Here is a 20,051-nt window from a genome sequence, read left to right on the forward strand (position 1 = left end):
ATCAAGCGCCATTCTGTGCACCTCTCGCACATTGATCGACGATGGTGGTTATGCGGCTGTACCTCTGTGAAAAACCTTCCCAGGCCAAAGACATTGCGGCAGTCCTCGGTGCCAGGCGCCGTGGCGATGGCTGCTGGCTGGGAACGGACGTCACGGTGACCTGGTGCATCGGCCACCTGTTGGAAACCGCACCACCGGATGCCTACGACGCGCGCTACAAGCGCTGGGTGCTGGCGGACCTGCCGATCATTCCGGAAAAATGGAAAATGACCGTCAAGCCGCGTACCGCCAGCCAGTACAAGGCGGTCAAGCGCCTGCTCGGCGAAGCGTCCGAACTGATCATTGCCACGGACGCCGACCGCGAGGGCGAGATGATCGCCCGGGAACTGGTGGAACATTGCCGCTATCGCGGGCCGATCCGCCGCCTCTGGTTGTCGGCGCTGGACGATGCGTCCATCCGCAAGGCCCTCGCGGCCCTCAAACCGGGGAACGAAACCTTCAGCCTCTATCACTCGGCCCTGGGGCGTTCCCGGGCCGACTGGCTGATCGGCATGAACATGAGTCGGCTGTTCACCCTGCTGGGGCGCCAATCCGGTTACCAAGGCGTGTTGCCGGTCGGCCGGGTGCAAACGCCGACCTTGCGCCTGGTGGTGGATCGCGATCGCAGCATCGCCGACTTTGTGCCCGTCCCTTATTGGGCCATCGATGTGCAACTGCTGCACAATGGCACCGCGTTCACGGCGCAATGGCGCGCGGCATCCGACCTTTGCGACGATCAGGACCGCTGCCTGAATCAGGCGCTGGCACAACAAGCGGCGGCCGCCATGCGTGGCGCGGCCAGTGCGCGGGTGATCAAACTGCGCACCGAGCGGATGCGTGAAGTGGCCCCGCTGCCGTTCGACCTGGGCACCCTGCAGGAGGTCTGCTCGAAGAAGCTCGGCCTCGGCGCCCAGGAAACCCTCGACATCGCCCAGGCGCTCTACGAAACCCACAAGGTCATCACCTATCCGCGCAGCGATTGCGGCTATTTGCCCCTCAGTCAGCACAGCGAGGCGCCGGCCATTCTGGCGGCGTTGCGTCAGGCCGATCCGGCGTTGAACGCCTTGCACGATCACCTGGATCCGCAACGGCGCTCACGGGCCTGGAACGATGCCAAAGTCAGCGCTCACCACGGCATCATCCCCACCGCTGCGGCAAAGAATCTCGATCGTCTGGCAGGCAAGCAGCGAGCGGTCTACACACTGATCCGCGCGCGATATCTGGCGCAGTTCCTGCCCAATCACGAATACGATCGCACCCAGGCCGACTTCGACTGCGCCGGCGAAGCCCTGCGCGCTGTCGGCAAGCAGATCATCGAACCGGGCTGGAAACGTGCCCTGCCCGAAGCGCTGGCACCGGCCAAGGGCCGCGAAGCCCCGTCACCGCAGACACTACCCAACCTGGCCGAAGGCATCGATTGCGCAGTGGCCGGCGTGCAATTCAAGGACCTCTGGACGCAACCGCCGAAGCCGTTCACCGAAGGCGATCTGATCAAGGCCATGAAGAATGTAGCCAAATTGGTGCAAGACCCGCTGCTCAAGCAAAAGCTCAAGGACACCACCGGCATCGGCACCGAAGCGACTCGTGCGTCGATCATCCAGGGCCTGCTCGACCGTGGTTACCTGGTCAAGAACGGCAAGGCCCTGGCCGCCACGCCGGCCGCGTTCAGCCTGATCGACGCCGTACCGCGGGCCATCGCCGATCCGGGCACCACGGCGATCTGGGAACAGGCCCTGGACATGGTGCAAAGCGGGGAAATGAGCCTGGAAGAATTCGTCACCAAACAGGCGGCGTGGATGAGCAAACAGGTCAGTCGCTGTGCCGGGCTGAGCCTGACCATCAGCGGTCCACCGCCCGGCGGCTCCGCCGCAGCCCCTTGGAAGAAAAAACGTAAAAGCGCCCCGCGCAAACCAGCGAACGGCACCAGGCGCAGGGCAAAACCGGCAAGCAAAACCTGAACCTGACACCGAACCTTGTGGCCAACCATAATGAACGGTGTCCCTGCCCCGGCGTAACTGGAGCCACCCCGCATGTCTTCGATAGAACTGCACGCCGCCCAACGCGATGAACTGGAAACCATCGAGAACCTGATGCAGTTCTACACCTACGACTTCAGCGAATGGTTGCCGCTGAAACTGGGTGAATACGGTTTCTTCAACATCCTGCCCACGCCAGACTATTGGCGAAACCCGGCCACCCGCCCCTTCCTGATCAAGGTCGACGGAGAGCTGGCCGGCTTCGTGACCGTGGATAACCAGACCCACCTACCCGGTGCCGAGTACAACATCGGCTATCTGTTTGTCAGTCGACGCTTCCGTGGCCGGGGTGTCGCGCGATTTGTCGTTTCCACCCTCTTGAGCCAATTCCCCGGTCAATGGCAGATTTTCCACATCGAGACGAACCAGCCGGCACGGCTGTTCTGGGCCGCCGTGATGCCGGGGCTCGGCGTTGTCGGGTTCACCTTGCATCAGCAGGTGGTTGACCGCCATCCCTGCACTTTTTACCGCTTTGAGTGTCCGCCTTTGTCGTCCTGACCGACACGCCCTCGACTCCCCGTGCTAATTCCGAACAGCTTTGTCCGACAATATGTAGTGACTAAAAATATTCACTACAAAACCGTTGACGCCTTCGATCTGCCCTTGCATGATGCAGACGTCTCCCCGATCGGGAGTACAGGCAACACGTTTGAGCAAGCTCGTCTGACCGCCGAGCTGTTTTTCCCGGATACACGCTGCCCACAAGGCAGATTGAAGAAGCTGACCTGGCCTGAACGTCCAGTACAAGGGCGAGAAGACTTGGCGAGCAATCCTCATGAAGCTTGTGGCCGACCCTGAAAACGTCGGCAGTGGCCTTAAGGTTTTCGCCGCTTCTCTTCGTTGTGACGCTATTGCGTAGCAGTTATTCAACACGACTACATGCAACAGACGCAGGACCCCGCCCGATAAGGCGGTCGAACGCTGACGTCCTGGTTTCGGTGCCAGGGATCAACTAACCGATGGGCTACCTGTATTAGCGAATCAACTTTGAAAGATCACCAATTGGTCAAGGGGTTTTATGATGAATCTGAACAATCAACCAACTATCGATGAACTGGCTCGTATGTTCGCTGCAAAGAAAGACAGCCATGACAACCATATTCTCTGGATCAGCAAGTGTGGCCAGGTTCATATCGACTGCCTGTCGCCGCACGCCCATGAAGCAGAGTTCGACCAGAACAACCAGAACCTGCTGGCCCGACTGAAGATGTACCGTCGCGGCCAGGGCTATGTCGGCAAGAAGGCCGCGGCCGACAAGGACTTCATCGGTAATGTTCTGCAAACCCTGAAACAGGCCTGGGCCTCGATGCAGGATCAGAACGAAGTTCGGGTGATTGACCGGCTCTACTAATTAAATGAGTCATCACTGACTTATTGATAAACAAGGCCTGCTCCCGATAAGGAGCAGGCTTTTTTTTGTCTGCTTAATAACCAATGTGCGAGCAATCAAAAAAGATTAGCCCCCGACACCAGATCTACAAACGCCAACGACGCCGCGCTGTGATAGTTGTTCTTGCGCCGCAGTAACGCGGCCCCGCGTTCAGGTGCTGCGCCCAGCATGGAAAGTTTGCGCATTGCCCGATCCTGAGTGGCGATGGGTTCCGGCAGGATGGTGGCGATGGCGCAATGCCGGATGACTTCCAGCAGCGTATTGACCGAATTCACTTCAATCACAACCTTGGGCGTGATCTGCGCCTGAGCGAAATACTCATCGATGCAGGTGCGGGTGATGTAGTCCGGGGTCAGCAGGGCAAATTCAAGCTCGGCCACCTCTTCGGCGGACAACGCCTCCTGACATTCGTAAAGCGGATGATCGCGCCCGACCATCAATCCCAGGGTCTCGGTAAAGGCCGGGATCGATTCGATGTCGGTGCTTCGTACCTGATCAAACGCAATCGCGATATCCAGTGAATCATCCGCCAACCCCGCCTCGATCTCGTCCATCGACAACTCGAAAATCTCCAGGTGGATGTTCGGGTACCGCGCCACGTAGTCGCGCACCAGCGGCCCTACCAGATAGGCCATGAACGTCGGCGTCATGGCCAGGCGCAAGGTACCGCGGGACAAATCCTTCACGTCATGCAACGCACGCTTGCCCGCTTCCAGCTCCACCAGTACCCGCCGCGCGCATTCAATGTAAGCCTCGCCGGCATCGGTGGGCTTGACCGTGCGCGAGGTGCGGTCGAACAGGCTCACACCCAGGGATTCTTCCAGTTGGCGGATCTGCTGCGACAAGGTCGGCTGGGACACGTGCAGCACTTCGGCGGCGCGGGTGAAACCACCGTGGTCGGCCACTGCCAGCAGGTAACGCAAATGTCGAAGCAACATGGGACTCTCCATTTATAGGCAGTGCTTATGGCTTGCATTGTATATCGATCTTTGACGCTATGGATGAATCGACAGAAGATGGCCCCACACCCAAGCGACACCCCTTCCGATAGGAGAATCACCATGCAACAGTCCCATGCCTACAACGACCCAAGCCTGGCCCTGACCACTTCTGTCCTGGACGCCAAGGCGCGCAAAAACCTGTCGTGGCAGGACCTGGCCGACGGCACAGGTTTGAGCCTGGCCTACGTCACCGCCGCCCTGCTCGGTCAACACCCGCTGCCTGAAAGCGCTGCCAAAGTGGTCGGCGACAAGCTGGAACTGGACGCCGACGCCGTGGCCCAACTGCAGATCATCCCGCTGCGCGGCAGCCTCTCGGGTGTGCCGACCGACCCGACCATCTACCGCTTCTACGAAATGATCCAGATCTACGGCACCACCCTCAAAGCCCTGGTTCATGAGCAGTTCGGCGACGGCATCATCAGCGCGATCAACTTCAAGCTCGACATGAAGAAAGTCGAAGACCCGGAAGGCGGCTCCCGCGCCGTCATCACCCTCGACGGCAAGTTCCTGCCCCTGCGTCCTTTCTAGGTTGATACCGGCCCGCACGACCCGTGCGGGCCGAACCCTGTTCATCCAAGAGGAAGCGATCATGAAAGCGCTCATCGACGGTTTTTTGAAGTTCCAGAAAGAAGCCTTTCCGCAACGCACCGACCTGTTCAAACACCTGGCCACCACCCAACACCCGGGCACGCTGTTCATCACCTGTTCCGACAGCCGTGTCGTGCCGGAACTGCTGACCCAGCAAGAGCCCGGTGAACTGTTCGTGATCCGTAACGCCGGCAACATCGTGCCCTCCTACAGCCCCCATCCGGGTGGTGTGTCGGCCACGGTCGAATACGCCGTCGCTGTGCTCGGCGTCACCGACATCGTGATCTGCGGCCATTCGGACTGCGGCGCCATGACGGCGGTGGCCAAGTGCACCTGCATGGATCACTTGCCCGCCGTCAGCGGCTGGCTGCAGCACGCCGAGTCGGCGAAAGTGATCAACGAAGGCCGGCCACATACCAATGAAGCGGCCAAGGTCAGTTCGATGGTTCGGGAGAATGTCATCGCCCAACTGGCGAACATCCAGACGCACCCGAGCGTGCGACTGGCCCAGGAAAAAGGCCTGTTGAACCTGCATGGCTGGGTGTACGACATCGAGACCGGTTCGATCGATGCGCTGGATGCCGACAGCCGCAGCTTCGTGTCGCTGGTCAAGCATCCGGGCACTTGTGCCGTATCGGCCAAGGCGATCAAAGCCGCTTGATCAGAACCGCCGTTTGCTCATAAAAGTGACCGCCCTTGCGACGGTCACTGGTTCGGCTCTCTCAGCGTTTGACGCCCAGATCGATCTGGGTCATGCGGCTGCGAATGGTGAACACGCCATCACCCGAGAGAATCGCACTGCGAGCAAACAGGCGCCCGCTCTCCCAGTTCGAAAGCCCCAGTTCCGGCTTGTTCAGCGCGTACTGGCCGTCGACCCAACGAGTGATGCCATTGCCGACAAAAGGCGCGTTGACCGCGTTGTAGAAACGCTCCTGAGCCTCGGCACTTTCACTGATCAATGACACGGTGAATTGCGGGCTGTAGCGATTGAACAAGGCAATGGCACTGTCCAGGTCGTCGACGATTTTCAGGCTGACTTCCGGGGTTTCTTCCCATTCCCACTCGCGGCCCAATTGATCTCCCGGCAACGGCTCGGCCTGCGCCTCGGTCTGATAGCCTTCGGCGCGATACACCTCGACCGTCGCGGCCAGCCAGTCTTGCGGCAGATACGACTCGCTGCCTTCAACGATGTGCAGCTTGCAGCCCTGCACCCGTGCAGTGCCGGCCTGTTTGAGTGCGTCGAGGAACAGCGGCACCAGTTCGACGGCGCGGTCGCGGTGGATCAGACAGACGTTCAGGGTGTTGCAGACCTTGCGGTCCAGGGAGTTGCGCACCACGGCGGCAAAGCGCTGGGCGTCGGCATCAGCATCGGCGATCAGCCACGCGCCACCGGTGCCGTGCAGGCTGACTGCCGTGCCGGCCTGCTGCGCGATGCTGCCCAACTGGCTGACGGCACGCCCCGAACCACGGGCCACCGCCAGTGACAGGCGCCGGTCCGCGAACATCGCCCAACCGGCGGCGTGGTTGACACTTTCCACCAGCGACACCGCACCGACCGGCAAGCCGGCGTCGCTCAGTGCAGGGTTCAGTGCATGGGTGACGATCGCCTGGGCCGTGCCCAACGCATCACTGCCGATGCGCAGCACGGCGGTGTTGCCGGTGCGCAACACACCGGCCGCATCGGCAAACACATTCGGCCGGCCTTCAAAAACGAAGGCGACGATGCCCAACGGCGAGACCACTTGCTCGACTTTCCAGCCATCGTGCTCGACGCAACTGATCACCTTGCCACGGCTGGCCGCCGCATCACGCCACGCGCGTAGGCCGGCGATCATGTCGCGACGCATGCGCTCATCGGCCAGTAACCGGGTGGTCGAGCGACCGCGCGCCTTGGCCCGTTCGATGTCGGCCAGGTTGGCGGCTTCGATCAAGGCCCAGCACTCCGGGGTTTCCAGGCGTTGGGCAAACAGGTCGAAGAAGGCGCTGATGGCTTGATCGGACACCGCCGACAGCGCGGTAAACGCCGCCTGGGCGCGCTCAATCGCGACGTTGGCCGCTTGCTGGTCCGCCACGGGGATCAGCAGCAACTCACCGCTGACCTGCTCCACCAGCAGGTGATCACCGGGCTGGAAGCGTTGCGCCAGTTCGGGGCTGACGACAGTGACACGATTACCGGCGAAAGGGATGGGCGTGCCAGCGACTAGACGTTCGAGCGCAAGAGACATGAAGCGGTTACACCATGCAAAGGGCGGCCGGAAAATGTATAGCAATTTCCCCGGAGCGTCACGCTTCAGGCCGGTGACTGAGCACGGCCCCGCTTACGTATCTTAATGTATACAACCCCGCCCCTGACACACCCCGCACTCAAAACCCCGCCACAACGACACACCGCAGATACACCCCGTTGATCAAATTCGCCTGTCGATTGGCCAGACCGGTCAAAGCGCTCAACTCACGGGGCATGCCGTTGCCCCGCCTCCCTGACCTGAAAGAGATCAACATCCATGAGCACCTCCATTTCTTCGGCCGTCAAAGGCCTGCACCTGAACCTCGACCGTGCCGGCGACTGGGTTGCCCCCCTGGCGCTGCGGGTGTTCCTCGCCTGGGAATTCCTGGAGTCCGGGCTGGAGAAATTCAACGGCCAGAACTGGTTCACCGATATCCAGGAGCGCTTCCCGTTTCCGTTCGACCACCTTCCAGCGACGCTGAACTGGGAACTGTCGATGTGGGCCGAACTGATCTTTTCCATGACCTTGCTGCTGGGCCTGGGCACACGTTTTTCGGCGTTGAGCCTGATGGTGGTGACCCTCGTCGCAACCGCCGCCATCCATTGGCCTGCCGACTGGCACACCCTGAGTGAACTTGCCCAAGGCTATGCCATCAGCAACAAGGGTTACGGCAACTTCAAACTGCCATTGATCTACCTTGTGGCCTTCACACCGTTGTTGCTGACGGGTGGCGGCAAGCTCAGCATCGATGCACTGATGGCTCGTTTTTTCTGGCGTCGCTGAAACAAAACCTGCAACGCGGACAAACAAAAAGGGGACTTCCATGAAGTCCCCTGTTTTTTTGCCTGAAACTAACGAGTCACTTCCTCCAACCCGGTCTCTTCGGCCAGCTTCGGATGCACACTGCGTTCATGCACTTGGGTTTGAGGTGTGCGGTCAATCAGCAGGCTCAGCAGTTCCGGGCGGCTGTAGTGACCGCGGGAATCCATCATGCGTTTGCGCTTGTCGATCAGGCCCATGTCGAGATCGGCGATCACCTCGCCCTCACCTTCCTGCAACGACCCCAGCACCGTGCCATCCGGGCTGATGATCGCGGTATAGCAACCGCCGGAGATCGGGCCGATGGCGCAACCGGTGTCGGCCATGATCTGCGCCTGTTGCTCGGGGTACAGCCACGCTGTGGAATTGACCACAAAGCACGCTGCCTCCAGGGCATGCTGGCGAATGCTGACTTCCATTTGCGAGGCGAACAAGGGACCTGCAAACGACCCCGGGTACATTGCTGCGTGGATCTGTTCGCCATCGGCCATCAAGGCATAACGGGCCAGCGGGTTGAAATGCTCCCAGCAGGCCAGTTGGCCGATGCGCCCTACCGCGCTGTCGACGGCCCGCAGGCCGGAGCCGTCGCCCATACCCCAAATCATGCGTTCGTGGTAGGTCGGGGAAATCTTGCGGCGACGCTGTATCAGCAAGCCGTCGGCATCGAACAGCAACTGCGTGTTGTACAGCGAACCGCCATCGCGCTCGTTGACGCCGATGGAAACGACCATGCCGGCTTGCCTGGCCGCAGCGCCGATGGCGTCGGTGGCGGCCGAAGGCACGGTGACAGCCTGGTCCAGCAGTTTGAGGTGTTCGGCGGCCATTTCGAACGGCGACTGCACGTAGGAAAAGTACGGGTAGTACGGCACGACGGTTTCCGGGAACACCGCGAATTGCACGCCCTGTTCGCCGAGTTCGAGAATCTTCTGCACCACTTTGTCGACGGTGCCTTCTCGGCTGTAAAGAACGGGACTGATTTGTACGGCGGCGGCTTTGACGAGGGTCATGGCGGTGATCTCATTGAGGGGAACGTTTCAACGAGATCAATATTACGATAATAATATAAAGGCACAAATGTCGTATATGCCACCTTTCAGGACATCACAAAATCAGCCCCGACTGGCGCGCTGAATCACCTGCGGCGGCTGCCCGAACGCACGAATGAATGCGCGACGCATACGTTCCCGATCACCAAAACCCGTGTCCGTCGCCACTACATCGATGGAATGCCGTCCGGTTTCCATCATCAACCGGGCCGACTCGACCCGCAGGTTTTCGATGGCCTTGGCCGGAGACTGGCCGGTTTCGGCATGAAACACCCGGCTGAATTGCCGGGGGCTGAGATTGGCCGCGCTGGCCAGTTCCTCGACTGTCAGCGCGGACTTGAGATTCTGTTTGGCGTAGTTCAGCGTGGCCTGTATCCGATCGGTCTTGGGGGCCAGTTCCAGCATTACCGAAAACTGCGACTGCCCGCCGGAACGCCGGTGGTACACCACCAATTGCCGTGCCACCTTGCGTGCAACGTCAGCCCCCAGATCCTTCTCCACCAGCGCCAAAGCCAGGTCCACGCATGCGCTCATCCCCGCCGCAGTCCACAGGTGGCCATCGTTGATGAAGATCCGGTCTTCCTCGACCTTTACATTCGGGTAGGCCTTGCGAAAAGCCGGCACATGCGCCCAGTGGGTGGTCGCCCGCCGCCCATCGAGCAAACCGGCCTCCGCCAAGGCATTCGCCCCCGTGCAAATCGAGCCCAGACGTCGGGTGCCGTGACTGGCGCGGCGCAAAAACTCCAGCATGCCCGGCGTGGTCGGGCGAATCAGATTGTCGCCCAGGACCAGCAGCGTATCGAACGAGCGCTGGTCGAACGCTTCAGTCTGCACAGCAAAACCGGCGGACGTCTGCACCAGGCCACCCGGCTCGGACAGTAATGCAATGCGGTACAACGGCTCATCCATGGCGCTGTTGGCCAACTCGAAGGCGGCACACATGGCCAGGCCCAAAACCTGGAAACCGGGGTAAACAATGAGTCCGATCTGGTGCATGGTGATATGACCCTAAACGCGGCATGCCTGATATTCAGGCCAGAAGACCTGCACTCTAACCCGAACAGCAGGCGCCGGACATCAGGGTCGAGCACCTCGCGCATTAGCGGATGGCGACGGATAATCAAGTGGTTTCCATCTCACCGAGGAATTGAAGGATGTCACTGACTCTTTATTTCCATCCGCTCTCGTCGTTCTGCCACAAAGCGCTGATCGCTCTCTATGAACTGGACATCGAGTTTGAAAAAAGGGTCATCGACCTGGGCAACGATGCCGACCGGGCCGAACTTCAAGCGCTGTGGCCGATCGGCAAGTTTCCGGTGTTGCGCGATCACGCCCGGCAAAAGGTTGTACCGGAGTCGAGTGTGATCATTGAGTATCTGGACCGGATTCATCCCGGCCAGGCGCACCTGATTCCGGACGATTGGGAGGCCGCCCTGGAAGTACGGCTGTGGGATCGTTTTTTCGACCTCCACGTCCAGGTGCCGATGCAGAAGATCGTCGCTGACCGAATCAATGCCGCCAACAGCGACCTGACCCGCGAACGCGCCGCGCTGATGACGGCGTACGGCATGCTCGAACGTCAGCTGACGGCAAAAACCTGGGTCGCCAGCCCGTCGTTCAGCATGGCCGATTGTGCCGCCGCCCCGGCGCTGTTCTACGCCAGCACCCTCGTAGCCTTTCCCGACGATCATCGCCACTTGGGTGCTTATTTCGACAGGTTGACCCAAAGGTCCTCGATCAAACGGGTCATCGACGAGGCAAGGCCGTATTTTTCCTGGTATCCGTTTGCCGAGGCCATCCCGGAGCGCTTTCGGTAGTGGCGCCAGCGCGACTGGGGAACGGGAGGCAAAAAACCGGCGAATCGACGAATAATTACCGTCGGTCGAGTGTTATCTGATTAGGCAGGAATAAAAATGGCAGGGGCGGCTGGATTCGAACCAACGCATGGCAGGATCAAAACCTGCTGCCTTACCGCTTGGCGACGCCCCTGTATCTGTTGCGATGAGTGCCTGGCACTCGCTTTCTTGAGTGGCAACAAGACCTGTTGCCTGCTCTCGCGACTGGCTCCCTGAGGGCCGGTGCAAGAGTGGGCGCAAATTTACCAACATTTTCCTCGTCTGGGAAGCCCAAACAAAAAAATTTGTTCATTAAAACAGGCGCTTAGTGTTGAGCCGAATCTCGGGGAGTTATCGGCGCACATTCAGCCCGAACAGCTCTGCTACGCTTTTCTTTACTCGAATTGAATCGGGAATCGTTTGCGCAACACCCTTCCCTTGCCATTTGAGGGCGCCAAAAGTGAAAAGCAAATTAATGGGGGCCGCTGCAACCCTACTGGTGGTCGGGGCCGCGATCTATGGGTTGAACACCTGGGAGCACATCCAGGACCAGCGACAGGAAGCGGTCTGCAAGGCCGCCCGGGAGCATCTCAATCGGCTGGAAACCCAGACGCGGGCCTTGGCCTCCGGGTTGACGGTCGAAGCCTATGCCGAAGCCGAAAAAGCCGAGGCCGGCCAGTTGGTTTTAGCGCTCGACACCGCCAAAAATGCAGCCGAGGTCGATGCCGTCATCGACAAGCACGCTGCTGCCATCGAGGCGCAGATAACGGCCGAGGACGCAGAGGTCCAGTCCAAGGGCGAGCAACCCTTCCTCGGTCAGGAACTGAAAAAGCAGCGCATCCCCACCGACGTCAAACAGGAATTCAAACGAGCTGAAAAAGCCGTCGCCGAAACCTGTGGATAGTGTCGACCGCCAGCTCCAGGTTTGTCGCCAGCGTCTAGACTTCAGCAAAAGCAGGTTGCAACCAGACCCCGCGTTTATCACAAAGAACCTGTAAAAAACGAGGGGGTCTCGACTTTGAAAATATCAACCCTCTGCGTCATCGCGAGCCTGCTGGTGTCGGTCGCGGTGTCTGCCAACGGTGTCATTCCTGTCCTCGAAATGGACTTCACACGGTCGGCGATGGAAACCCTGAAAAAAATCGGTATCGACGATGCCTGCATCATCGGCGCCTCGAGCCCCGCTTCGTTCACCTACTGCCGGGAAGGATCGATGACGCTCTGGAAGTATCAGGCACTGGACCTGGAACAAATGGCGGCGACACACAGAGATGTACAGAGGCCCTCGACGGTTTACCAACCCATTTCTGTGCTGGAGTTCGAGAGCGCGGCCTGTGAAGACGAGATGAGAGTATCCGCTGCTGGAAAACCGGCAACGATACGTTGGCTGATCCTTGGCCTGATGGCTATTTTCCTGCTGATCGGCTTGGGTTACACCTATCGGGCCATGCTGCAGCGCCGCCATGACGCCGCCACGTACTCGCAACCCCATGAGCAAGCGTCGAGCGAATTTCAGGCAACCGCACAAACTAAAGCCCTGGCAGCGTTTTGTCTGGCTGTTGCCGTAGCATTCGTTTACTTCAACTACGCAGGGTATTGAACAACAGGTGAGCGCGCCGTTGCGGCGCACTCACCAGTCACTCAGTGCGGCGCGCGCGGGATGGTCTTGAGCAGGTCTTCGGGGCTGATGTGACCGACCACGCTGCCCGGTTGCGGCAGGTTGAGGATATGGCCCTTCATCTTGCCGATGATGTGCATCTCGCAAGGCTTGCAGTCGAACTTCAACGTCAGCACTTCATCGCCGTGGATCAATTGCATCGGCGCGACCTTGGTGCGCACGCCAGTCACGCCCTTGGCCTGTTTCGGGCACAGGTTGAAGGAGAAACGCAGGCAGTGCTTGGTGATCATCACCGGCACCTCGCCGGTTTCCTCGTGGGCCTCGTAGGCAGCGTCGATCAGCTTGACGCCGTGGCGGTGATAGAAGTCGCGGGCCTTCTGGTTGTAGACGTTAGCCAGGAACGACAGGTGCGACTCCGGATACACCGGCGGCGGACTGGTTTCGGCCTTGCGGCTGCCACGCGGGTGGGCGGCGATCCGCGCTTCGGTCAAGGCTTCAATCACTTCACGGCGCAAGGACTTGAGCTGCGAGTTAGGGATGAAGTACGCCTGCGGCGCGTCCAGCTTGATGTCGATGGCGTGGTACTGAGTGGTGCCCAACTGGCCGAGCAGATCCTGCAATTGCTCCAGCGCCTGTTCCGGCTTGTTGGCGGCGCCGAACGGGCCATTCAGGGTGACGCTGGCGCTGATGCCTTCTTCACTGGTAGCGGTCAGTTCCAGCTGTTCTTCACGCAGGCGAGCGACCCAGCTCAGGGCGATGCGACGCTCGGCAGAAGTCTTTTGCAGCGCCTGTTGCCAGTTGTGATCGAGATTGCGATTCAGCGGATGGTTGGGGCGCAGTTTGTACATCCCCTCCGGCATCTCATTGGGCTCGACGCGATAGCGATAGCGCTTCTCGCCGTCCTCCTCGAACTCGCCTTTCGGTTCGGCGATGTTCGCGCGAAAACCCACCACTTCACGCTTGACCAGCACGTTGAGGCCGTCGCCGTTGGACAGCGGCTCGTGCGTCACGACTTGCATGTCACGCTTGGCGACTTTCTCCACCACACCCACCGGCAGACCGGTGAAGGTCGGCGAGTCAAAGGCGCCGATATCGATCTTGCGGTCAGTGACGAAGTAATCGGTGCTGCCACGGTGGAAGGTTTTTTCTGGGTCGGGCAGGAAGAAGTGCGCGGTGCGACCGCTGGAGGCACGGGCCAGATCCGGACGGTCTTCGAGCACGGCGTCGAGACGCTGGCGGTAGTAGGCGGTGATGTTTTTCACATAGCCCATGTCCTTATAGCGGCCCTCGATCTTGAACGAACGCACGCCTGCCTCGACCAGGGCGCGGATGTTGGCGCTCTGGTTGTTGTCTTTCATCGACAGCAGATGTTTTTCGTAAGCGATCACGCCACCCTTTTCGTCCTTGAGGGTGTACGGCAGACGGCAGGCCTGGGAGCAGTCGCCACGGTTGGCGCTGCGCCCGGTCTGCGCGTGGGAAATGTTGCACTGGCCGGAAAACGCCACGCACAACGCGCCATGGATAAAGAACTCGATGGCCGCGTCGGTTTCGTCGGCGATGGCGCGGATCTCTTTGAGATTCAGCTCGCGGGCCAGCACCAGCTGCGAGAAACCGGCCTGATCGAGGAACTTCGCCCGCTCCAGGGTGCGGATGTCAGTCTGGGTACTGGCGTGCAGTTCGATCGGCGGGATGTCCAGCTCCATCACCCCCAGGTCCTGGACGATCAGCGCATCGACGCCGGCGTCATACAACTGGTGGATCAGCTTGCGGGCCGGCTCCAGTTCGTTGTCATGCAGGATTGTGTTGATGGTGGTGAACACACGCGCATGATAGCGACGGGCGAATTCCACCAATTGGGCGATATCGCTCACTTCGTTGCAGGCATTGTGGCGGGCGCCGAAGCTCGGGCCACCGATGTAGATGGCATCGGCGCCATGCAGGATGGCCTCGCGGGCGATGGCGACATCGCGGGCAGGGCTGAGCAATTCCAGGTGATGTTTGGGCAAAGACATAGTTTTTTTAGTCAGGCTTGTCACGGTCGAGGCGTGCATTGTAGCGGCGAAACGCCTGACCGGCACCCGTATGCTGCCGGGTGGGTGGCCTTGGGCAGATCTGCCCTGCCTGAATCCTTGTAGGAGCGAGCTTGCTCGCGATAGCACCAGAACATTCAAAATGGATGTCGACTAACACCCCGCCATCGCGAGCAAGCTCGCTCCCACATTTGTTTGGCGCCGACCACAAATCCAATCCACGCCCGACATCCCCTGTGGGAGCGAGCTTGCTCGCGATAGCACCAGAACATTCAAAATGGATGTCGACTGACACCCCGCCATCGCGAGCAAGCTCGCTCCCACAAGGTTTTGTGTGGCTGCAATTACGCCTTGGCAGCCATAGCCGTGACTTCCACGCGCATGCCTTCAACCGCCAACGAGGCAACCCCGACGGCAGCGCGCACCGGCCATGGCTTGGCGAAGTAGCGCTTGTAGACCTCGTTGAACGCGGCGCGGTCGGCCATGTCGGTGAGGTAGATGGTCAGGTGCATCACGCGGTCCATGGAACTGCCGGCACGCTCCAGCGCAACCTTCAGCGCTTGCAGGGTGCATTCGCTTTGCAGGGTGATGTCGCCCAGTTCCAGACTGCCGTCGGCGCGGGTCGGGATCTGGGTGGAGACCAGCACACCGCCGAAACCGACGACGTCGGAGGAAATCGAATCGGCATCGAGGTCGGGGGTAAAGGTCAGGTCGTGGTTTGCCATTGCAGGTTCTCTTGCTTGAAAGGGTAAGGCGAGCGCCTTTTGCGCGGCCAGTTTACAGGGCGATTCCCGGCGCGTCGCTAATCCAGAGCGGACGGCTGCTCGTGACCTGTGGCCTGGCGGTACTGGCGCGGGGTGAAACCGGTCAATGCCTTGAACTGCCGGGTGAACGCGCTGTGGTCGGTATAGCCGCATTGCAGGGCGACCTCGGTGATCGGCAGGTCCGTGAGGAGCAGTCGATGGGCGTGCTCCAGGCGAACCTTCTGGATCATCTGCCGTGGCGTCAGATGGAACACACGCTTGCAGTAACGTTCCAGTTGCGCCACGGAAATGCCGGCGATGCGAGTCAACTCGCCCAGGGTAACGCGCTGGTTGAAATGCGCGCGAATGTGTTCGTCCACCGCCGCCAGGCGCTGGTACGCCGGGTGCGTGTCACTGGCCGATTGCAGGTCGACCGAAATACCCGCCAGACCGATGATTTCATTGCGGCGGTTATACAGCGGTCGCTTATGGGTCAGGCACCAGCCCGGCTCGCGGCTGCCGTACAGATGCAGTTCCAGCTGGTCTTCCAGCACCAGACCCTGCTCCAGCACACGCCGGTCCTGTTCGGTGTAACCGGGCCCCAATTGCTCGGGAAACACCTCGGCGCTGGTTTTCCCCAGCAACGGTTTCAGCTGCTTCAAGCCACAGCGCTGCACCAGCGTGCGGTTGGCCATGACATAGCGCGCCTGCACATCCTTGATGAAGATCGCCGCATTCGGAATGACATCGAGCATGGGCAGCAAAAGCGCGACACCTGCCAGCAATTGCTCGATGGATTCGGGGCGGTTCGAGTCGTCGCCCTGGCACAACAGCGCAAACGCATCCTGAGTCATCTACCTGTCTCTCCCAATGATCGGCATCTGCCCATTGTGCTGATTTCGTCATCGACACCCAAGCAAAACATCAATCGCGAGCAAGCCGCCGAGTTCACTCTATGGCCACCGCCCTCCTCGGCAAAACCGACCAGGGCGTCTTGAAGTGCACACCTGCCTATCCAATAACTCACAAGAAGGCGATGCCATGTCAGGCCAAGGCAAGTTCAAAAAACAACTTTCATTGATAGACCTTACGTTTATCGGACTGGGGGCCATCTTCGGCTCCGGCTGGTTGTTCGCAGCCAGTCACGTGTCCGCCATCGCGGGGCCGGCGGGGATCTTTTCCTGGCTGCTGGGCGGTTTTGCGGTGCTGCTGCTGGGCATCGTCTACTGCGAACTCGGCGCGGCGCTGCCCCGTGCCGGCGGTGTGATTCGCTACCCGGTTTACTCCCACGGCCCGCTGCTGGGTTACCTGATGGGCTTCATCACGCTGATCGCGTTTTCCAGCCTGGTGGCCATCGAGGTGGTCGCCGCGCGCCAGTACGCCGCTGCGTGGTTTCCCGCATTGACCCAGGCCGGTTCCAGCAATCCAACGGCGATTGGCTGGCTGGTCCAGTTCGGCCTGCTGTGCCTGTTCTTCATGCTCAACTACTACAGCGTGAAAACCTTTGCCAAGGCCAACAACCTGATCAGCATGTTCAAGTTCATCGTGCCGTTGCTGGTGATCGGCGTGCTGTTCACCTTCTTCAAACCGGAGAACTTCCAGTCCCAGGGCTTCATGCCGTTCGGGTTGTCCGGTGTCGAGATGGCGGTGTCCGCCGGCGGCATCATCTTCGCCTACCTGGGGCTGACACCAATCATCTCGGTGGCCAGCGAAGTGAAGAATCCGCAACGCACCATCCCGATTGCCCTGATCCTCTCCGTACTGCTCTCCACTGCGATCTATGTGTTGTTGCAAGTGGCGTTCCTCGGCGGCGTGCCCACCGAAATGCTCGCCAACGGTTGGGCCGGCGTCGCCAAGGAACTGGCCCTGCCATACCGCGACATTGCCCTGGCATTGGGTGTGGGCTGGTTGGCTTATCTGGTGGTGGCCGACGCGGTGATCTCCCCCAGCGGTTGCGGCAACATCTACATGAATGCGACCCCGCGGGTGATCTACGGCTGGGCGCAGACCGGCACCTTCTTCAAGGTCTTCACCCGTATCGATGAAAAGTCCGGCATCCCGCGTCCGGCGCTGTGGCTGACCTTTGCCCTGTCGGTGTTCTGGACCCTGCCCTTCCCTTCGTGGGAAGCCCTGATCAACGTGGTCTCCGCCGCGCTGGTGTTGAGCTACGCCGTGGCCCCGGTGTCGGTGGCCGCCCTGCGCCGCAATGCGCCCGACATGCCGCGCCCGTTCAAGGTCAAGCGCATGGGCGTCCTCGGCCCGGTGTCATTCATCATCGCCGCGCTGATCGTCTACTGGTCCGGCTGGAGCACCGTGTCCTGGCTGCTCGGCCTGCAAATCCTGATGTTCGTGGTGTACCTGCTGTGCGGTCGTTTCGTGCCGACCCAACACCTGAGCCTGGCCCAGCAAGTGCGTTCTTCGGCATGGCTGATCGGCTTCTATGCCGTGACCATCGTGCTGTCCTGGCTCGGCAGCTTCGGCGGCATGGGTGTGCTCACCCATCCTTTCGACACCGTGGTCGTGGCGGCCTGCGCCATGGGCATCTACTACTGGGGCGCGGCCACCGGCGTGCCGGCACATCTGGTTCGCCTGGAAGACGAGGACGGTGAAAGCGAAGCCGATCCCGTTCACACCGGCACGACCACAGGCCAGCGTCCGATTGGTGTATCCGTCCAGACCTCTCGCTGAAATTCAGGCCAGCAAAGCCTGCGTGTTCCTCTAATGGATAGGTTTATGAAAAAAGTACATGTCATTGATTCCCACACCGGCGGCGAACCGACTCGCCTGGTGATGTCGGGCCTGCCCCAGTTGTCCGGCCGGACCATGGCCGAGAAGCGCGACACCCTGCGCGACCAGCATGACCAATGGCGCCGCGCCTGCCTGCTGGAACCCCGTGGCAACGATGTGCTGGTGGGTGCGTTGTTTTGCGAACCGGTGTCACCGGACGCCACCTGCGGTGTGATCTTCTTCAACAACGCCGGCTATCTCGGCATGTGCGGTCACGGCACCATCGGCCTGGTCAACTCGCTGCATTACCTGGGGCACATTCAGCCCGGCGAGCACAAGATCGATACGCCGGTCGGCCCGGTCAGCGCCACGCTGCACGAGGACGGCAACGTCACCCTGCGCAACGTGCCCGCCTACCGCTACCGTCAACAGGTGCCGGTCGAAGTGCCAGGACATGGCCGCGTGTACGGCGACATCGCCTGGGGCGGCAACTGGTTTTTCCTGGTGTCCGATCACGGTCAGGCGTTGCAGATGGACAACGTCGAGTTCCTCACCGAGTACACCTGGGCAATGCTCAAGGCCCTTGAGGCCCAGGGCATCCACGGTGAAGACGGCGCGCTGATCGACCACATCGAACTGTTCGCCGACGACGACCACGCCGACAGCCGCAACTTCGTCATGTGCCCCGGCAAGGCCTACGACCGCTCGCCCTGCGGGACCGGCACCAGCGCAAAACTGGCGTGCCTGGCGGCCGAAGGAAAACTGGCCGCCGGTGAACGCTGGGTCCAGGCCAGCATCACCGCCAGCCAGTTTGTCGGCAGCTATGAATGGGAAGGCGAACGCATCATCCCTTTCATCACTGGCCGCGCCTACATGACCGCCGACAGCACCTTGCTGATCGACGAACAGGACCCCTTTGCGTGGGGCATTTGAGCCCCACGCCTTTTCCCTAACCAGATCTGTATGAACGCTTCAAGGAGTGACAACAAAATGAGCGACAACATCTTCACTGGCTGCATCCCTGCACTGATGACCCCATGCACCGCCGAGCGCAAGCCGGACTTCGACGCGCTGGTGGCCAAGGGTCGCGATCTGATCGACATCGGCATGAGCGCGGTGGTGTATTGCGGCTCCATGGGCGACTGGCCGTTGCTGACCGAAGCCGAGCGTCAGGAAGGCGTGGCGCGCCTGGTGGCCGCCGGCGTTCCGACCATCGTCGGCACCGGTGCCGTCAACAGCCGCGAAGCGGTGTCCCATGCGGCGCACGCGGCCAAAGTCGGCGCCCATGGCTTGATGGTCATCCCTCGTGTGCTGTCTCGCGGCGCTTCGGCCACCGCGCAAAAAGCCCACTTCGCCGCGATCCTCAAAGCTGCTCCAGGCTTGCCGGCTGTGATCTACAACAGTCCTTACTACGGCTTCGCCACCCGCGCCGACCTGTTCTTCGAACTGCGTCGCGAATACCCGAACCTGATCGGCTTCAAGGAATTCGGCGGTGCTGCCGACCTGCGCTACGCCGCCGAACACATCACCTCCAAGGACGATGACGTGACCCTGATGGTCGGTGTCGACACCCAAGTGGTTCATGGCTTCGTCAACTGCAACGCCACCGGCGCCATCACCGGCATCGGCAACGCACTGCCGCGCGAAGTGTTGCGCCTGGTGGCCTTGAGCAAACAAGCGGCCAAGGGCGATGCCAAGGCCCGTCGTCAGGCGCGGGAACTGGAATCCGCACTGGCGGTGCTGTCGTCCTTCGATGAGGGCTGCGACCTGGTGCTCTACTACAAGCACCTGATGGTGCTCAATGGCGACAAGGAATACACCCTGCACTTCAACGACACCGATGTGCTCAGCGATGCCCAGCGTCGTTATGCCGAGAACCAGTACGCGCTGTTCCGCCAGTGGTACGAGCAGTGGTCGGCCGAGCAGAACTTCGCCTGACATTCAGCCAGTA

At 60.6% G+C, this 20,051-nt stretch carries 19 protein-coding genes and 1 tRNA gene; 12 read left to right on the top strand and 8 right to left on the bottom strand.

The window, feature by feature from the left end; all coding sequences use genetic code 11:
- The first annotated feature begins 50 nt into the window (after positions 1–50).
- The 3 genes from AC1D1M_RS03785 (at position 51) to AC1D1M_RS03795 (ending at position 3,426) form a co-directional block, all read left to right on the top strand.
- Complete coding sequence (locus tag AC1D1M_RS03785; protein WP_477774585.1) at positions 51–1,997, top strand: DNA topoisomerase III; 1,947 nt, start codon at positions 51–53, stop codon at positions 1,995–1,997.
- A gap of 72 nt (positions 1,998–2,069) precedes the next feature.
- Positions 2,070–2,573, top strand: a complete 504-nt coding sequence (locus tag AC1D1M_RS03790) for a GNAT family N-acetyltransferase (protein WP_477774586.1) — start codon at positions 2,070–2,072, stop codon at positions 2,571–2,573.
- A gap of 523 nt (positions 2,574–3,096) precedes the next feature.
- The gene (locus AC1D1M_RS03795; protein WP_103393738.1) at positions 3,097–3,426 is read left to right on the top strand and encodes a hypothetical protein; all 330 of its coding nucleotides are present in this window, start codon (positions 3,097–3,099) and stop codon (positions 3,424–3,426) included.
- A gap of 95 nt (positions 3,427–3,521) precedes the next feature.
- Here the strand turns inward: AC1D1M_RS03795 and cynR are convergent, their stop codons facing one another.
- Positions 3,522–4,403: a transcriptional regulator CynR gene (gene cynR, locus AC1D1M_RS03800; protein WP_477774587.1), complete on the bottom strand. Its 882-nt coding sequence runs from the start codon at positions 4,401–4,403 to the stop codon at positions 3,522–3,524.
- A 123-nt stretch (positions 4,404–4,526) separates the two neighbouring features.
- Between cynR and cynS the strand changes: the two genes are divergently transcribed.
- Both cynS and AC1D1M_RS03810 read left to right on the top strand, forming a co-directional pair.
- Positions 4,527–4,994 (top strand): cyanase, encoded by a 468-nt coding sequence (gene cynS / locus AC1D1M_RS03805; protein ID WP_223463759.1) that lies wholly within the window; start codon positions 4,527–4,529, stop codon positions 4,992–4,994.
- Between the two features lie 61 nt (positions 4,995–5,055).
- Complete coding sequence (locus tag AC1D1M_RS03810) at positions 5,056–5,715, top strand: carbonic anhydrase (protein ID WP_477774588.1); 660 nt, start codon at positions 5,056–5,058, stop codon at positions 5,713–5,715.
- A 61-nt stretch (positions 5,716–5,776) separates the two neighbouring features.
- Here AC1D1M_RS03810 and AC1D1M_RS03815 read toward each other — a convergent pair whose 3' ends face one another.
- Positions 5,777–7,279: an aldehyde dehydrogenase family protein gene (locus AC1D1M_RS03815; protein ID WP_477774589.1), complete on the bottom strand. Its 1,503-nt coding sequence runs from the start codon at positions 7,277–7,279 to the stop codon at positions 5,777–5,779.
- A gap of 279 nt (positions 7,280–7,558) precedes the next feature.
- Here AC1D1M_RS03815 and AC1D1M_RS03820 point away from each other — a divergent pair, with 279 nt between their 5' ends.
- Positions 7,559–8,065, top strand: a complete 507-nt coding sequence (locus AC1D1M_RS03820; protein WP_477774590.1) for an HvfX family Cu-binding RiPP maturation protein — start codon at positions 7,559–7,561, stop codon at positions 8,063–8,065.
- A gap of 68 nt (positions 8,066–8,133) precedes the next feature.
- Here the strand turns inward: AC1D1M_RS03820 and AC1D1M_RS03825 are convergent, their stop codons facing one another.
- Both AC1D1M_RS03825 and AC1D1M_RS03830 read right to left on the bottom strand, forming a co-directional pair.
- Positions 8,134–9,108 (bottom strand): nitrilase-related carbon-nitrogen hydrolase, encoded by a 975-nt coding sequence (locus AC1D1M_RS03825; RefSeq protein WP_477774591.1) that lies wholly within the window; start codon positions 9,106–9,108, stop codon positions 8,134–8,136.
- A gap of 102 nt (positions 9,109–9,210) precedes the next feature.
- Positions 9,211–10,143 carry a GlxA family transcriptional regulator gene (locus AC1D1M_RS03830; RefSeq protein ID WP_477774592.1) on the bottom strand — a complete coding sequence of 311 codons (933 nt, stop codon included), beginning with the start codon at positions 10,141–10,143 and terminating at the stop codon, positions 9,211–9,213.
- A gap of 158 nt (positions 10,144–10,301) precedes the next feature.
- On the opposite strand from AC1D1M_RS03830, the gene AC1D1M_RS03835 reads away from it, so the two are divergent.
- The gene (locus tag AC1D1M_RS03835) at positions 10,302–10,964 is read left to right on the top strand and encodes a glutathione S-transferase family protein (RefSeq protein WP_477774593.1); all 663 of its coding nucleotides are present in this window, start codon (positions 10,302–10,304) and stop codon (positions 10,962–10,964) included.
- Between the two features lie 97 nt (positions 10,965–11,061).
- Here the strand turns inward: AC1D1M_RS03835 and AC1D1M_RS03840 are convergent.
- Positions 11,062–11,136: transfer RNA gene (locus AC1D1M_RS03840), tRNA-Gln, on the bottom strand.
- A gap of 321 nt (positions 11,137–11,457) precedes the next feature.
- On the opposite strand from AC1D1M_RS03840, the gene AC1D1M_RS03845 reads away from it, so the two are divergent.
- A complete protein-coding gene (locus tag AC1D1M_RS03845) occupies positions 11,458–11,886 on the top strand; it encodes a hypothetical protein (protein WP_477774655.1) in 429 nt (142 codons plus the stop codon).
- A 114-nt stretch (positions 11,887–12,000) separates the two neighbouring features.
- Positions 12,001–12,582: a hypothetical protein gene (locus AC1D1M_RS03850; RefSeq protein ID WP_477774594.1), complete on the top strand. Its 582-nt coding sequence runs from the start codon at positions 12,001–12,003 to the stop codon at positions 12,580–12,582.
- Between the two features lie 41 nt (positions 12,583–12,623).
- Here AC1D1M_RS03850 and AC1D1M_RS03855 read toward each other — a convergent pair whose 3' ends face one another.
- The 3 genes from AC1D1M_RS03855 to AC1D1M_RS03865 all read right to left on the bottom strand — a co-directional run bounded on the left by AC1D1M_RS03855 (position 12,624) and on the right by AC1D1M_RS03865 (position 16,227).
- Positions 12,624–14,612: a peptidase U32 family protein gene (locus tag AC1D1M_RS03855; protein WP_477774595.1), complete on the bottom strand. Its 1,989-nt coding sequence runs from the start codon at positions 14,610–14,612 to the stop codon at positions 12,624–12,626.
- Positions 14,613–14,974: 362 nt separating this feature from the next.
- Complete coding sequence (locus AC1D1M_RS03860) at positions 14,975–15,355, bottom strand: RidA family protein (protein ID WP_007980523.1); 381 nt, start codon at positions 15,353–15,355, stop codon at positions 14,975–14,977.
- Between the two features lie 77 nt (positions 15,356–15,432).
- Positions 15,433–16,227 carry a PAS domain-containing protein gene (locus tag AC1D1M_RS03865; protein WP_477774596.1) on the bottom strand — a complete coding sequence of 265 codons (795 nt, stop codon included), beginning with the start codon at positions 16,225–16,227 and terminating at the stop codon, positions 15,433–15,435.
- 187 nt (positions 16,228–16,414) lie between these two features.
- On the opposite strand from AC1D1M_RS03865, the gene AC1D1M_RS03870 reads away from it, so the two are divergent.
- Genes AC1D1M_RS03870 through AC1D1M_RS03880 form a run of 3 tightly spaced genes read left to right on the top strand, consistent with a single transcriptional unit; the run spans position 16,415 to position 20,038 of the window.
- Positions 16,415–18,061, top strand: coding sequence for an APC family permease (locus AC1D1M_RS03870; RefSeq protein ID WP_477774597.1), 1,647 nt, complete (start codon positions 16,415–16,417; stop codon positions 18,059–18,061).
- Between the two features lie 45 nt (positions 18,062–18,106).
- Complete coding sequence (locus AC1D1M_RS03875) at positions 18,107–19,033, top strand: 4-hydroxyproline epimerase (RefSeq protein ID WP_477774598.1); 927 nt, start codon at positions 18,107–18,109, stop codon at positions 19,031–19,033.
- Between the two features lie 57 nt (positions 19,034–19,090).
- Positions 19,091–20,038 (top strand): dihydrodipicolinate synthase family protein, encoded by a 948-nt coding sequence (locus tag AC1D1M_RS03880; protein WP_477774599.1) that lies wholly within the window; start codon positions 19,091–19,093, stop codon positions 20,036–20,038.
- The last annotated feature ends 13 nt before the right edge of the window (positions 20,039–20,051 follow it).

Source organism: Pseudomonas sp. P1_F7, from assembly GCF_056405655.1.